The sequence below is a fragment of the Segatella copri genome, from assembly GCF_009495355.1.
Lineage (GTDB): Bacteria > Bacteroidota > Bacteroidia > Bacteroidales > Bacteroidaceae > Prevotella.
This window is the reverse complement of the sequence record NZ_VZAD01000061.1, coordinates 34,428-48,850: the sequence shown is the minus strand read 5'-3', so window position 1 is coordinate 48,850 and position 14,423 is coordinate 34,428. Positions and strand designations below refer to the sequence as shown.

Annotated in this window: 10 protein-coding genes; 2 read left to right on the top strand and 8 right to left on the bottom strand. The window is 49.0% G+C overall.

Annotated elements, in window-relative coordinates; all coding sequences use genetic code 11:
* Positions 1-201: 201 nt before the first annotated feature.
* From F7D20_RS07520 to mnmA, 4 genes are all read right to left on the bottom strand, one after another.
* Positions 202-3,030, bottom strand: a complete 2,829-nt coding sequence (locus F7D20_RS07520) for a putative LPS assembly protein LptD (protein ID WP_158463494.1) — start codon at positions 3,028-3,030, stop codon at positions 202-204.
* A 60-nt stretch (positions 3,031-3,090) separates the two neighbouring features.
* Positions 3,091-3,627, bottom strand: coding sequence for an HDIG domain-containing metalloprotein (locus F7D20_RS07515; protein ID WP_158463493.1), 537 nt, complete (start codon positions 3,625-3,627; stop codon positions 3,091-3,093).
* Positions 3,628-3,718: 91 nt separating this feature from the next.
* A complete protein-coding gene (locus F7D20_RS07510) occupies positions 3,719-5,494 on the bottom strand; it encodes an oxaloacetate decarboxylase (protein WP_158463492.1) in 1,776 nt (591 codons plus the stop codon).
* Positions 5,495-5,941: 447 nt separating this feature from the next.
* The gene (gene mnmA / locus F7D20_RS07505) at positions 5,942-7,024 is read right to left on the bottom strand and encodes a tRNA 2-thiouridine(34) synthase MnmA (RefSeq protein WP_158463491.1); all 1,083 of its coding nucleotides are present in this window, start codon (positions 7,022-7,024) and stop codon (positions 5,942-5,944) included.
* Between the two features lie 253 nt (positions 7,025-7,277).
* On the opposite strand from mnmA, the gene F7D20_RS07500 reads away from it, so the two are divergent.
* Both F7D20_RS07500 and F7D20_RS07495 read left to right on the top strand, forming a co-directional pair.
* The gene (locus F7D20_RS07500; protein WP_158463490.1) at positions 7,278-8,966 is read left to right on the top strand and encodes a putative transporter; all 1,689 of its coding nucleotides are present in this window, start codon (positions 7,278-7,280) and stop codon (positions 8,964-8,966) included.
* An 80-nt stretch (positions 8,967-9,046) separates the two neighbouring features.
* Positions 9,047-10,537, top strand: coding sequence for a threonine/serine ThrE exporter family protein (locus F7D20_RS07495; RefSeq protein ID WP_228114132.1), 1,491 nt, complete (start codon positions 9,047-9,049; stop codon positions 10,535-10,537).
* Positions 10,538-10,833: 296 nt separating this feature from the next.
* Here F7D20_RS07495 and F7D20_RS07490 read toward each other — a convergent pair whose 3' ends face one another.
* From F7D20_RS07490 to rsmA, 4 genes are all read right to left on the bottom strand, one after another.
* Positions 10,834-11,757, bottom strand: coding sequence for a helix-turn-helix domain-containing protein (locus F7D20_RS07490; protein WP_158463489.1), 924 nt, complete (start codon positions 11,755-11,757; stop codon positions 10,834-10,836).
* A gap of 39 nt (positions 11,758-11,796) precedes the next feature.
* On the bottom strand, positions 11,797-12,729 hold the full coding sequence (gene rsgA, locus F7D20_RS07485) for a ribosome small subunit-dependent GTPase A (RefSeq protein WP_158463488.1): 933 nt from the start codon (positions 12,727-12,729) through the stop codon (positions 11,797-11,799).
* A gap of 9 nt (positions 12,730-12,738) precedes the next feature.
* Positions 12,739-13,299 (bottom strand): ribosome recycling factor, encoded by a 561-nt coding sequence (gene frr / locus F7D20_RS07480; RefSeq protein WP_022252599.1) that lies wholly within the window; start codon positions 13,297-13,299, stop codon positions 12,739-12,741.
* A gap of 127 nt (positions 13,300-13,426) precedes the next feature.
* Positions 13,427-14,242, bottom strand: a complete 816-nt coding sequence (rsmA, locus tag F7D20_RS07475) for a 16S rRNA (adenine(1518)-N(6)/adenine(1519)-N(6))-dimethyltransferase RsmA (protein ID WP_158463487.1) — start codon at positions 14,240-14,242, stop codon at positions 13,427-13,429.
* Positions 14,243-14,423: the final 181 nt, after the last annotated feature.

Sequence of the window (14,423 nt, the reverse complement as noted above, 5' to 3'; positions counted from 1 at the left end):
CCTTACAGGGCGCCTTCCTGATAGCCATTATACCCAGGGCGCTGCCCTGGGCTAAGAGCTTCTGCCCTTTCAGGGCGTGCTGCTTCTGGAACTGGACCTTCTGCCCGTACTTAAACCACTTGCGAAACTTGAGTAAAATATCTTCTATTATACTTGTAAAAGTTGAGCCTTCCTCGACTCTCACCATCTACCTTTCCTGCATCAATACCACTGCACGGCGTTGGAATAACCGCTTCGCTTATCGTACTTCAAAGCATCTGTAAGCGTAGAAGCGTTACAACGGAACGTGAAGTTATAGCTGGTGTAAGGAGCTAACACTACCGAACAACTCATATTGAAACAGTGGAGGTCGCGCTGCAGAGAAGCAGTTGTCATACTCATGGCCTTGTTCTCGAAGTCGTAGCCAGATGAGAAACTGATGTTCCAGCCATCACTGATACGCACGTTACCACTGAAGTTGAGAGTCTGGGTAAACTTGTATGGATAGCGCATGGTGCTCTCGTTGAACTTTTCTCGGCGAGTATCCTCACGCATGGTGATACCGTAACCCACAGAAAGCGACCAAGGCATATTGAAAGCCATGTAACCGTCGTCATCGGTCTTGGCCTTTCCGCCCTTCTTCTTGGCTCCATGCTTTCCGGCCTCCATATCATCGTCGATATTGGTTTCGATACTGGTATCTACACCCTCATCGTCATCCTTGTTGCGGGAGTTTTCGCTGTCGCTGTCATCGCCTCCTCCGAATAGTTTCTTCAACTTATCAGGCGTAAGCGTGAAAGAGAAGTTCTGCGACATACCCTGGAAACGTCCGAAACGTCCCTTGCCCCACTCAGTATGGGTTCCCACATAAGGATTTCCCTGTTCGTCGAGTTCATAGGCATAGGTGGCAAAGACAGCATGCATACTGTAAGTATAGTTTTTCCACCATTTCAGGCGCAAGTCGATACCGAGGTCACTCCATGGCCGCACCTTGGCTGCCGTATTGTAACTCATATTGATATCGAAAGCATCGATAAGACTTATCTTTTTAAATCCGGTGGAGTCCTTATCGCTCTTGACCTTCATCTCAAGGTTGTTGCCCAATGTGAAGGAAATGCTTCCCTGCTTACCCTTGCCCGGCACACCAAAGAGCGAGTTTTGATAAGGCGAGTAGCTGACGAGCGATACATTTCCATTGGCATCAGTCTTCTGATAAGTATCCCAGTATCCATAGCGAGAAGCACCAAAGTCTGGCGCATAGCTGAAGCTTACAGTTGGCGAGAGCACGTGGCGTATGGCCTGTATCTTGTCACCGAAGAGCTTGCGGTTGGGCACCCAGAAACCATAAAGCTTGGTAGAGGCACTGATGCTCATGTTCCAGTTGTACACATTATGGAAACCATAGGTCGTATCAGCCACCTCGACCTGCTTCTGCTCGTCCCACGACTTAGTGACCTTATTGGTGTACATACGGTCGGTAAAGTTGAAGTTAGGACTGATGTTGATGTACTTGAAGAGCGTGAAGTTGGCACTTACCGGAATGCGATGTTCCCATCCGTTGCGCCAGTCTTTAATAAGATTGCTCTTGAAAAGCAGATCTTCCTTAGTGGAAATGGAGTTGCTCACATGTCCTGTATAGCTCAGGGCTATCTTCTCATACCATCGCTCGTCACCCACCATCTTCTTGCGACGGAATGGATAGAAACGCGCAATGTTGATATTGAGGTCGGGCAGAGTGACTGCCAACGAAGAGTCGCGCATGTTCTGCGAGAGGTTGGTAGTTGCCGTCAGCGACATACCTATGCTCGAAAAGTTGGTGCTCCAGTTGACAGAAGAGGTTCTGGTACTCTGCGTCATCGACTGTGGATTATAGAGCGAGTTGAGATTGTTGCGCTCATAACTGGTTGAAGCAAAGTTGACGCTGGCAGAAAGCGAGCTGTAAGGATTGGCCTTGGAGTCTTGTCGATGGCTCCATTGCAACTTGAAACTCTCCTGCTCGGCAAAGTCGGGCATTCCCTTATCACCTGTCTTAGTATCCTGATAGCTGAAATAGAAGCTTCCCGAATACTTGTAGCGCTTGCGATAGTTGCTGGCAGCCGAGAGACCCCAAGAGCCCTTGGTGTAGATTTCGCCCAGGAGTTTCAAGTCCCATTTGTCGTTGATGGCAAAATAATATCCACCATCGCGCAAATAGAATCCTCGGTCGCTCTCATCGCCATAAGTAGGCATGATAAAACCGCTGCTATAGCTCTTGGTAAAGGGGAAGAAACCATAAGGAATGGCGAAAGGCATAGGCACATCACACACCACGAGGTAAGCCGGGCCAAAGACTACATCCTTGCCAGGACGCACCTTGGCACGCGAGAGCGAGATATAGAAATCAGGATGTGGGTCATCGCAGGTGGTGTAACGTCCATGCTGCAGATAGATCACTCCTGAAGAGTCGCGCTTGGAGCGCATACCCGACAGGAAACCGTCCTGCTGCTCGGTATATACATTATTAATAAGGGCTTTCTTGCTCTTGAAATTGAACTTGATGGTATCGGTATCATACTCGTCGCTACCCATCTTGAATACAGGCTTTCCCTTTACACCACCCTCGGCAGTAGAGTCGGCCGTACCCATAGCCTTCACGTTACTCTTATCGATGTCCATCGAAATACGGTCGCTGGCAAGATCCATATTCTCATACTTCACCTGCGCAGAGCCATAAAGATGCGCCACCTTGTTCTTGGCGTCATAGACAAGCGAGTCGGAAGCCGAATAAGTGACAGGAGCATCTACTCCACCCGACTTCTTGCGGGCAATACTGTCGAGACGAATACTGTCGTCCACCACTTGGTTGTGCTTCCAGATAGCCTTTTGCAGAGAGTCCATGCGGGCAGTATCAGCCACCACATTGCCTGCTGAGTCGCGCAAGACAGAATCGACCACAGCCGTAGAGTCGGCGGCAGCCTTCTTCTTTTTCTTCTTGAAGAACGGCATGTTGGGACTTGCCATCATACAGATGAAGGCAAACAACAAAAGTGCTATGAAAGGATATTTTCTCATTTAGTTTGCAAAGTTAAGCATTTCTGCTTAGATTACACATCATGCTGACGTCTTTTTAGCTCATTCGAACATTTTTTCCCACTCCTTGAAGCGCAGGACACCCTCCTCGCCAAACTTGGCCAAGCTTTTCTCAGCCTGCTGGACGGTTTTCTCACGATCGAGATGAGTCTTGCTGAAGAACTTGTCAGCATAGCAGATCACCTTTTCCTCCATGGTTTCGGGAAGGAAATCCTGATGAGGCAAAGGCAGATTCTGACTCTCTATCTGCTGGCATGTGATGCCTGCTCCCGTATGGCGCTCGCACACACGTGCATGGCGCTCGAAGCCTTCACGACGCATCAGTTCGGCACCCAGACGACCATGACAGATGTAGGGTTGACTGCCAAAACACATGATGCCAGGAGCATCGGTAAGATAGATTCCGATGTCGTGAAGCATGGCTGCCTCTTCCACAAACTGAGCGTCAAGATGCAGTTCGGGATGAGACGAAACAATCTGTAGCGCTCTTCGCGCTACAGATTGACTATGGGTAATGAGGATATGACGAAGCTCATTATCCTCAGGATAATACTTATCAATAATAGCTTGATAATTCATCTATTTAATGTTTGGTTTGTCATGTTCAGTGTTTAATTAGGCAGACGCCACGATACTTGCAAAGTAAACATTAAACACTGAACATTCAACATTATTCAGCCTCTCGCTCAATGTAGGCGATCACATCGCCCTTGCGAATCTTGCTGCCCTGCTTGGCATTGATTTCTACAAGCTTTCCACCAAGAGCTGCAGGAACGGTCTCGAACTCGCCCCATGGAGCCAGGATGTAGCAGAAGGCATCACCTTCCTTATACTCCTTGCCGATGAATGGCTCTACGGCTGGCTGGCATTCTCCCTCGCCCTGGAACTCCCAGAAAATCTGACCGGCTACAGGTGCTACGATAGCATCAGCCTTGGCATGCTTGAACTCTGCCAACTGGGCAGGAGTCAATGTTGAGCCAAGCTTGGCATCCTTAGCCTTCTGCAGGTCTGCCAGGAAGTTCTTCTTAGCCTGACCGCTCTTGTAATTGCGATACTGCTCTGGGTGCATGGCAAGCTCGAAGAGTTCCTCGTCGTCCTGACCGTAATCCCAACCATTCTCGTCCATCTCCTTCTTGAAGTCGTCGAGGGCGTTGGTGAGCAATGTATGAGCATCTACGTCTGTAAACTCGCGGCCCTGCTTCTTGGCAAGTTCTACGAGTTCTGGATCGATAGTTCCAGGAATCTTACCACTCTTACCGAGAATCATACCCCACATAGAGTCGTCCATCATTACGAAGCGACCCTTGCCCTGCTCCATGGTGAGGAGGTTCATCAGGGAGATGTTCTTCACGTACTGGCTGAATGGTGTTACCAATGGAGGATAACCCACGCGTGGCCATACATACTCTACCTCGTCGAAGAGCTTGATGAGCAGGTCGTCCATAGACAACTCTTCCTCACCCTTCTTCTTGCGGATATTGTTGATGGTCTGGCGCATACCGCCGAGATCTGCCATCATAGAACCCATCATACCGCCAGGGAGACCGCAACCGAGCAACAAAGAAGACATGATCTTATTGCCAGGGTTGATGAAGTAGCCGAGCCACTCGTCGATGAACTCCTGAGTCATGGCACGAGCCTTCATGTAAGCGCTCATGTTGATCTCTGGAACCTCGAAGCCCTCGTTCTTCAGCATGCTGATGACAGAGATGACGTCTGGGTGAACCTTACCCCATGACAATGGCTCAATGGCTGTATCGATGATGTCGGCACCGTTGTTGCAGACCTCGAGGATAGAAGCCATAGAGAGACCAGGACCTGAGTGACCATGATACTGGATGATGATCTGTGGATACTTATCCTTGATCATCTTGGTCAGCTTACCGAGGAAAGCAGGCTGACCGATACCAGCCATATCCTTCAAGCAGATTTCCTCAGCACCGGCAGCGATGAGCTGGTCGGCAATGTTCATATAATATTCGAGTGTATGAACAGGAGAGTTGGTGATACAGAGTGCACACTGTGGAGTCATGCCGCCCTCCTTGGCCCACTTGATAGAAGGAATGATGTTGCGAACATCGTTCAAACCATCAAAGATACGGGTGATGTTGGTACCCTGCTTAGCCTTCACCTTGTACATCAAGGCACGTACATCGTCTGGCACAGGATACATACGAAGAGCGTTCAATCCACGGTCGAGCATGTGGGTCTTGATACCCACCTCATTGAAAGGCTTGCAGAATGCACGAACTGCATCATTAGGATTCTCACCAGCGAGGAGGTTTACCTGCTCGAAAGCACCGCCATTGGTCTCTACACGGCTAAAGCATCCCATCTCGATGATTACTGGGGCTATCTTAGCCAACTGATCCTTGCGTGGCTGGAACTTACCAGAACTCTGCCACATGTCTCGATATACGAGACTGAACTGAATTTTCTTCTTCATTATTATTTAATAATTTCTTTATTCTTTTCTTTATTGTAACATGGTGCCAGGCGGCACCTATATAAAACCAAGGTGCAAAATTAGACAAAAATTCCGAATTATCAGCCCTTTCAACTGATTTTTTATAATTATTGTACTATTTTTGACTATCCTGTTGGATGTTCACATATTTTTATTGACTGAAGTTTCGCAAGTTTTGCCCCACACGCCCTGAAAGGGCAGAAGCTCTTAGCCCAGGGCGTTGCCCTGGGTTATCATGTTCGCAAACTTGTCGCCCTGTAAGGGCAAAAGCTTTAAAAAATACCTGGAGTTTTAAAGCTTTTGCCCTTACAGGGCGCCTTGCTGGCTGCCTTTATACCCAGGGCGCTGCCCTGGGCTAAGAGCTTCTGCCCTTTCAGGGCGTGCTGCTGCAATGATAACTTCTGAACTTACGACAGTTGGCTCTGCTTATACCGTTATTTCGCCTGAGCCATAGCAACGATGATGATTCTCATCATATACCACACAGAACTGGCCTGGAGCCACTCCGTGTATGGCTTCCCCGGCATGTACCATCAGCCTTCCATCCTCCATACGTTCTATTGTGGCAGGATGATACTCGGGGGTATGGCGTATCTTGAAGGTGACATGATGCATGTCCACCTCGCGGGTAAGGAAGTGGAAGTCATGCAGCGGAAAGTCCTTCTTATAGGCAGTCTGCGGATCATAGCCATGACTCACGTAAAGGATGTTGTGCTCCACATCTTTCTTCACCACAAACCAGGGGCCGCCGCCAAAGCCAAGTCCCTTACGCTGGCCTATGGTGTGATACCACAGTCCCTTGTGCTCGCCGATGCGCTTGCCCGTTTCCAACTCTACCACATCACCAGGATTGTCGCCCAGGTAACGGCGGATATAGTCGTTGTAGTTGATCTGCCCCAAGAAACAGATGCCCTGGCTGTCGCGGCGCTTGGCATTGACGAGGTGTTCTGCCTCGGCTATCTCACGCACCTCGTTCTTCACATGATGCCCAATGGGGAAGATGGCCTTGCGAAGCTGCCAGGAATAAATCTGTGCCAGGAAGTCGGTCTGATCCTTCACTGGATCGGGACTTGTCACCAGCCACTTATCACCCTGCTCGTCGATTTCTGTCTGTGCATAATGACCAGTTGCTATCAGGTCATAGTTGTGCCCCATCTTCTCGTCGAAGGCACCAAACTTGATGAGCCTGTTGCACATCACGTCAGGATTGGGCGTATAGCCGGCCTTCACCTTCTCCATGGTGTAGCGTGTCACCTCGTTCCAGTATTCCTGATGACAGTCTACCACCTGCAGCTTACAACCATACTTGGCAGCTACGGCGGTAGCCATCTCGAGGTCTTCCTCAGAAGAGCAGTCCCACTCTTCCTTTTCCTCGGGTCCGATCTTGATATAGAAGCAGTCGGGATGCAAGCCTATACGGGCAAACTCCCAAACCACTACGGAGCTGTCAACTCCTCCCGAAAGCAAAACGGCAATACGCTTGCCCTCCAAACTCTTTATATCCAACATGATGAGAATGTACTTTGTTACTTAAAAGTGTGTTGAAACCAGGCGATGAAGTCACAAAAGTTCCTTCTATCGCACGATGAAAAATGCGGGAAAGCCTCTCCACATAAAATTTCGGCTGCAAAAGTACAAAAAAAGCATGAGACAAAGCTATAAATCAATAAAAATTAGTAACTTTGCACCCGAAAATTCAAATACGAACCAAACATTCGCACGTAAGAGAGAAATTGCGAATCTCGAATTACAAAAAGTAGTTATGGAAATTTTAAGGAATTTGTTTTATGGTTTTCCCGACCTTTGGGGAGGCGGTGTAGCCCATTCGGTGATGATTTTAGCTTTGGTCATTACGCTGGGCCTGTGTTTAGGCAAAATCCGAGTGAAAGGTGTGTCCTTAGGCTTGGCCTGGATTCTTTTCATCGGTCTTGTCTTCGGTCATTTCTCGCTCAACCTCGATGAGCACCTGCTCCACTTTTTGAAGGAGTTCGGACTGATACTCTTCGTTTACTCCATCGGTCTTGAGGTGGGCCCCAGCTTCTTCTCGTCGTTCAAGAATGGCGGCAGAAGTCTCAACATGCTCAGCATCATTGTGATAGCGCTGAGTATCGCTACCACATTGGGAATATTCTATGCTTCGGGGACTTCCATTACCTCTATGGCAGGTATTCTGTCGGGTGCCGTAACCAACACTCCCGGACTGGGTGCCGCACAACAGGCGTTCAGCGACCTGCGCCATATCGATGCCCCCAGCATCGCAGCCGGCTACGCCATCGCCTATCCTATGGGTGTGCTCGGCGTTATCCTGTCGTTCGTCATTCTGAGATTTGCTCTACATATTAATAAGGAGAAGGAGGAGAGCGAGGCAAAGAGCGGCAAGGGACACTTGGAAGCCATGACTCTGAACACCTTCTCGGTGAAAATCACCAACAAGATGATATTTGGCGACACCGTAAAGCAGGTACGCGAGCTCTTGGGACGCGACTTCATGATTTCAAAGATTCACCGTCCCGACAGCGACGAGCATCATGAGATAGTCAACGGACATACCGTGCTCAATGAGGACGATGTGGTATTCATTGTGGCTCATCCTGCCGTACAGGAGCCTATCATAGCCTTGCTGGGCGAACAGGTGGAGATGGACTGGGAACAGTTTGGCAATGAGCTGATAACCCGCCGTATCCTTATCACCAAGCCAGGCATCAACGGCAAGACCATCAGCCAGATGCAGATTCGTTCCAACCTGGGTACCAACATCACCCGAGTCAACCGTGCTGGTGTAGACCTTATTGCCACTCCAAGCCTCAAGCTGCAGTTGGGCGACCGAGTTACAGTAGTAGGCACAGAGTTGGCCATCAGCCATACCGAGAAAGTACTGGGCAACCAGATGAAACGACTCAACTACCCCAACCTGATTCCAATCTTCTTGGGCATCATGTTAGGATGTATCGTTGCCAACATACCTTTCTTTATCCCTGGCATTTCAGAGAGTCTGCGACTCGGACTGACAGGAGGTCCGCTCATCGTGGCTATCCTGATAGGATACTTTGGTCCTAAGCACAACCTTGTGACCTATAATACGATTTCAGCCAACCTGATGATTCGCGAGATAGGCATCTGCATCTTCCTGGCATGTGTGGGATTGGGCACAGGCGAGCAGTTCATACAGACCGTAGCCACGGAGTCGGGCATGATATGGATTCTCTACGGCATAGCCATCACCATGATACCTATCATATTGGGCGGCATCATAGGCCGTTATGCCTTCCACATCAACTACTACACTCTCCTGGGCGTTTTGGCTGGTGCCAACACCAATCCTTCAGCCTTGGCTTATGTGAGAGACCAGACCAGTGCCGATGCGCCTTCAGTGGGCTACGCCAATGTTTACCCATTCGCCATGTTCCTGCGCATCGTAACCATTCAGATCATCATCTTCGTGTTCGGATAATAACGGACAGGAAGATGAATAATTTGCGAAACTTGAGTAAAAAACAAGTAAAGAGAAAAATAGTTATATAAAAAACATCAATGGATCACGGAAAAGAAATGGAGGCCCTGCTGGCCCAACAAGAGAGCAAGGAAAAATGCAAATGCGGCAACCACAAGGACAACTGCAACTGCAAGGAGATAGCCGAGTCGGAGCTTCGACGCAAACTCGACCTGCTGCTCCGTACTGGCAGTCTGCTGATGGAGAGTGCCGCCGACACATCGCGCATCATGCGAACCATGAAGCGCACGGCTGCTTTCTTAGGACTCGACGAACAGTACATCCACCTTTTTGTAAACTGGAATGTGCTGATGGTGAACTACAGCGACGAAGAACACTCCTTCACAAAGTTTCAGCGCTGCGAGAAGCATGGCATCAACCTTACCACCATCTCATTGGTGAGCAAGTTGACATGGCGTGCCATCAAGGAAGACTACTCGCTCGACCAGTATGAGCAGGCTCTGCAGGACATCAAGTCTACCAAGCGCAGTTTTACACCATGGCAAGTGGCTGTAGGCGGCGGCTTCGCCTGTGGTGGCTTCTGCATACAGTTCGGTTGCGACTGGCCAGCCTTCTTCTATTGTTCGCTGGCTGCTATCTTAGGTTTCCGCCTTCGTATGTTCCTCCCTACTAAGGGTTGCAACAACTATGTAGCTATAGGTATTGCCGCTTTCGTGGCAACACTCATCGCATGGGCCACCTCTTTCCTGTCACTCACACCATCCATTGCCTCCAGTCTGCCAGGCTTCATGCTCTCTGCCACACCTTGGCATCCGCTGATGGCCTGCGCTCTGTTTATCGTACCGGGAGTGCCACTTATCAATTTCGTATGCGACATGGTAGACGGCTACATCGAAGTGGGAATGGTAAGAGCCCTCAATACATTGCTGATGGTATTGGCTATGGCTTTCGGTATTGCATTCGCCATACAGGTGTGCCACATCGACAATTTTGTGACCGACCTTACCATGACGCCCCATCATGCCTACTGGGAATATGCCATAGCAGCAGCCGTATCGGCCATGGGATTCTCCACCATCTTCAGCATTCCGCGCCGTCTGCTGCCGGTAGTTGCTGTGGGAGGTATCATCGCTGTTTGTTTCCGCAACATTGTCAACCTGGGTCCAAGTAATGGCAATATTGGTCTTGACATGGGTCTCAGTATTGGTTCTCTGGCAGGTTCGGCTCTCATCAGCATCATCGTCATCAAGGCGCGCCACTGGTTCCACACTCCTCATCAGTGTATCACCATCCCGAGTGTCATCCCAATGGTTCCGGGTGTCTTGATGTATCGCGCTCTCTTTGCCTTCATTGATATGCACGGCGTGGTAGGCGAGGTTACCGTCGGCATGAACAATATGATCAAGGCATCGCTCGCCATCATCTGCATCGCCCTGGGTGTGGCTATCCCCAACGTCTTCTTCCGTCGATTTGTAGAAGGCAACCGCAAGCGAAAACTCTTCAACATGCTTGTGGAGAGAAAGAGAAAAAATGGTGAGTTCGTGGATTTGCACGAAGTGGAAATCAAATAAACACCACGCCCTGAAGGGCAGAAGCTCTTAGAAGCAGCACGCCCTGAAAGGGCAGAAGCTCTTAGCCCAGGGCAACGCCCTGGGTATATTAGCAATCAGCAAGACGCCCTGTAAGGGCAAAAGCTTTAAAACTTCAGGCAACAAATAAAGCTTTTGCCCTTACAGGGCGACAAGTTTGCGCACATAACAACCCAGGGCGATGCCCTGGGCTAAGAGCTTCTGCCCCTTCAGGGCGTGCTGCTGTGGGTTTCTTGACCTTCAGGGCGTATGAGGAAAAACTTGCGAAAATTCAATATTTATTTTCTCAGTTTCTCACGATACTTCAGAGGCGAAGTATGGAGATGTTCTCTGACATACTTGCCAAAGAAAGAAGTGTTGGAGAAACCGAGAATACCCGAAATCTCCTTTATCGACTTACTCGTAGATCGCAGATAATACGTAATATCCGAAAGGGTGTACTCAGTTATCCAGTCAATGGCAGTCTTGCCGGAATGCCGCTTGCACACGATGGACAGATATTTTGGGGTGATGCACAGTTGCTGGGCAAAATACTCTACCGGCTGATGCTTGATCTCGCTCTGTTGCAACAGTTCAAGGAACTTGTCGAAAAGGTCGCTGGTAGTGGAAGAAGCGTTTTTATCATCCTTCTCCATGGTAGTAGAAAAACTGTTGCACAACGCCAACAAAGCACTCTTGAGCAGAGTCTCAACGATTTCGCGGCGATAGGGATTCCACGATGTAAGCTGCATGTAGTCGGCATCGAGACAAAGACGCACCAAGTCGGTAAACTTGGCATAGAAGAGCATTTCTTCCTCTGTCATCTTCACCACCGAAACCTTGTCAACATACATGGCACGATTCCAGATGCTGATATGAGAGTGCAGAATGTTTTGCAGACCTAAGTTGGACAAACACACGGCCGTACACGCAAAGTCGGGCGAAACCTCCATGATGTCGAGCGTATTGTTGGGCGGACACACAAAGATATCGTTCTTACCTATCTCTATCTCCTTGCCGTTGATGTTGAGCCTCACGTTGCCAGCCTGGCAGGAGGCTATCATATTCATCTGCAATCTTACGGGATCAGGATTAGCCAACACCCTGATATTGTCGAATATCAGAATGTTTTCATCGAGATAACGGGTACTGAGCTCGGCACTCTGTGCGAACTCGCCCTCCTCGAAGCGCTGCTTGAAATCCTTTAGCTCATTGTTTGGCATCTTTGTCTTGTTCTTAGTTCTTTCTGTTTCGTTACACCCCTAAAAAGACTCCCTGTACTTGTTCTCGTCCTTGTCTTCAAGCATGGAAAGATAACTTTGATAACGGCTGGCGGCTATGTAATGGTCTTCCACCGCACGGATGACGGCACAACCAGGTTCGTGGGTGTGGGTGCAGTTGGAGAAACGGCAGTTCTCAGAGAACCGAAATATCTCCTTAAAATAACTCGTCAATTCTTCCTTCTCTATATCAAAGGTACCAAAGCCCTTGATACCAGGAGTATCGATAAGATAACCTCCAGCCGACAGCGCTATCATCTCGCTGAAGGTGGTGGTATGCATGCCCGTATTATGAGCATCGCTGATTTCTGCTGTACGCTGGTCGGCCTCAGGCACCAACTGGTTGATAAGTGTCGACTTGCCTACTCCACTGTTGCCGCTGAGCAAAGAAATCTTGTCCTTGATGAGGGGAATCAACTGTTCCACTCCCTCACCTGTGGCAGCAGACAGTTCGACACACTGATAGCCGATAGTCTCATAGAGTTTTCGCATCATCTGCTCATAGTGCAACTCCTCCTCAGAGAGGATATCTCGCTTATTGAATACCAGAATGACAGGCACACGATAAGCCTCAGCGCCAGCCAAGAATCGGTCGATAAAAGTTGTGGAGGTTTGTGGATAATTCACCGTCACCACCAGCAAAGCCTGGTCGACATTGGCAGCCAGGATGTGGCTTTGCTTACTCAGATTGGGCGATTTGCGAACAATGTAGTTGCGACGGTCTTCTATGGCAGATATAAAGGCGGTTCCCTCCTGATTGGTAATAAGCTGCACATGGTCGCCAACAGCCACAGGGTTGGTGCTGCGTATTCCCTTCAGACGGAAATTGCCCTTTATCTTGCTTTCAATAAGCTGGCCATCGTCAGTCTTGACGGTGTACCAGCTTCCTGTATTTTTGATGACAAGTCCTTTCATCCTACGACTTTAGACGGTCATGATTTCCTTCTCCTTGTCGTCCATGAGAGCTTCCAACTGCTTGATGTACTTGTCGTGCAACTTCTGCAAGTCGTTCTCAGCATCCTTCTCAAGGTCTTCAGACAGTCCGTCCTTGATAGCCTTCTTCAGCTTCTCCTTGATTTCCTGACGCACGTTGCGCACCTCTACCTTTGCCTTCTCAGCTATCTTGTTGCACTGCTTTACCAGCTCCTTACGGCGCTCACCTGTAGGCTGTGGAATGCCCAAGCGTACTATCTCACCATTGTTTTCGGGAGTGATACCTACCCCACTGTCCATAATGGCCTTCTCAATATCCTTGATAGCTTTCTTGTCCCAAGGACGGATAGCGATGGTACGAGCATCAGGAGTTGTGATATTTGCCACCTGATTAAGAGGCACCATACTGCCATAACTGTTCACTCTCACACCATCGAGGATGGCCACGTTGGCACGACCGGCACGGATATGCGAAAGTTCTTCTGCCAGATACATTGCAGCCATCTCCATGCGCTCGCCTGCTTTGTTCAAAGTTTCTTTTACGTCTATCATATTTTTATTTTTGCTTATTGTTAATAAATTCTTTTATTGTCTGTTGTCACAATTCAAGCCACAAATATAGGCATATTTTGCGTAACCGCCAAACTTTTAGAGCCACTTTTGCACGCCAGCCATCTTTTTAGCTGTTTTTCTCAGCCTGTAGCCTTTCCAGTTCAGCTCCCACATAATTGGTAAGTTCCACAAACTCCTGCACCGAAAGCTGCTCGGGGCGACGGGTCATCACATCGGCTGTATAGAAATCCTCGCGGGGAGTCTGCCCAGGGAACATCTGCTTCAGACTCACTCTCAACATCTTGCGACGCTGGTTGAATACCGTCTTTACCAAACGCTTGAAGAGCAACTCATCGCAACCTAAGTCGGTCACCTCATTGCGTGTCATGCGGATCACGGCACTCTTCACCTTAGGGGGAGGATTGAATACATTCTCGTCCACGGTAAAGAGATATTCCACACTGTACCATGCCTGTATGAGGACACTCAGGATGCCATAGGCTTTGTTGCCTGGCTCTGAGGCGATGCGCAACGCCACCTCGCGCTGAATCATTCCCGTGCAACAGGGAATGAGGTCCTTGTAGTCAAGCATCTTGAAGAATATCTGCGAGGAAATATCGTAGGGATAATTGCCCGTCAGCACGAACTGTTTCCCGTCGAAGAGACGTGTGAGGTCCATACGCAGGAAATCCTCACCAATGATATTGTCCTTGAGACGTGGAAAGTTCTCGTGAAGATAAGCCACCGACTCAGAGTCGATTTCCACAGCTTTTACAGGTCGTGGCTTCTCAATAAGATACTGGGTGAGCACACCCATACCCGGACCAATCTCGAGCACGGGCAAATCAGGACAAGCGTCTACCGTATCGGCTATTCGCTTGGCAATACCGAGGTCAGTAAGGAAATGCTGACCCAAATTTTTCTTTGGCTTTACTGCTTTCATGTGTCTAATTTTCTGCAAAGATAGTGCAAGCGAGCGCAATGAAAGCTTGCTTTCAAATTGCCGAGTGCAGCTTATCTTCTGCAAAGATAATGCAAATGAGCGCAATGAAAACTTGTTTTCAAATTGCCGAGTGCAGCTTTTCTTCTGCAAAGATAACGTATTTTTCCGAAAAAACATGTAG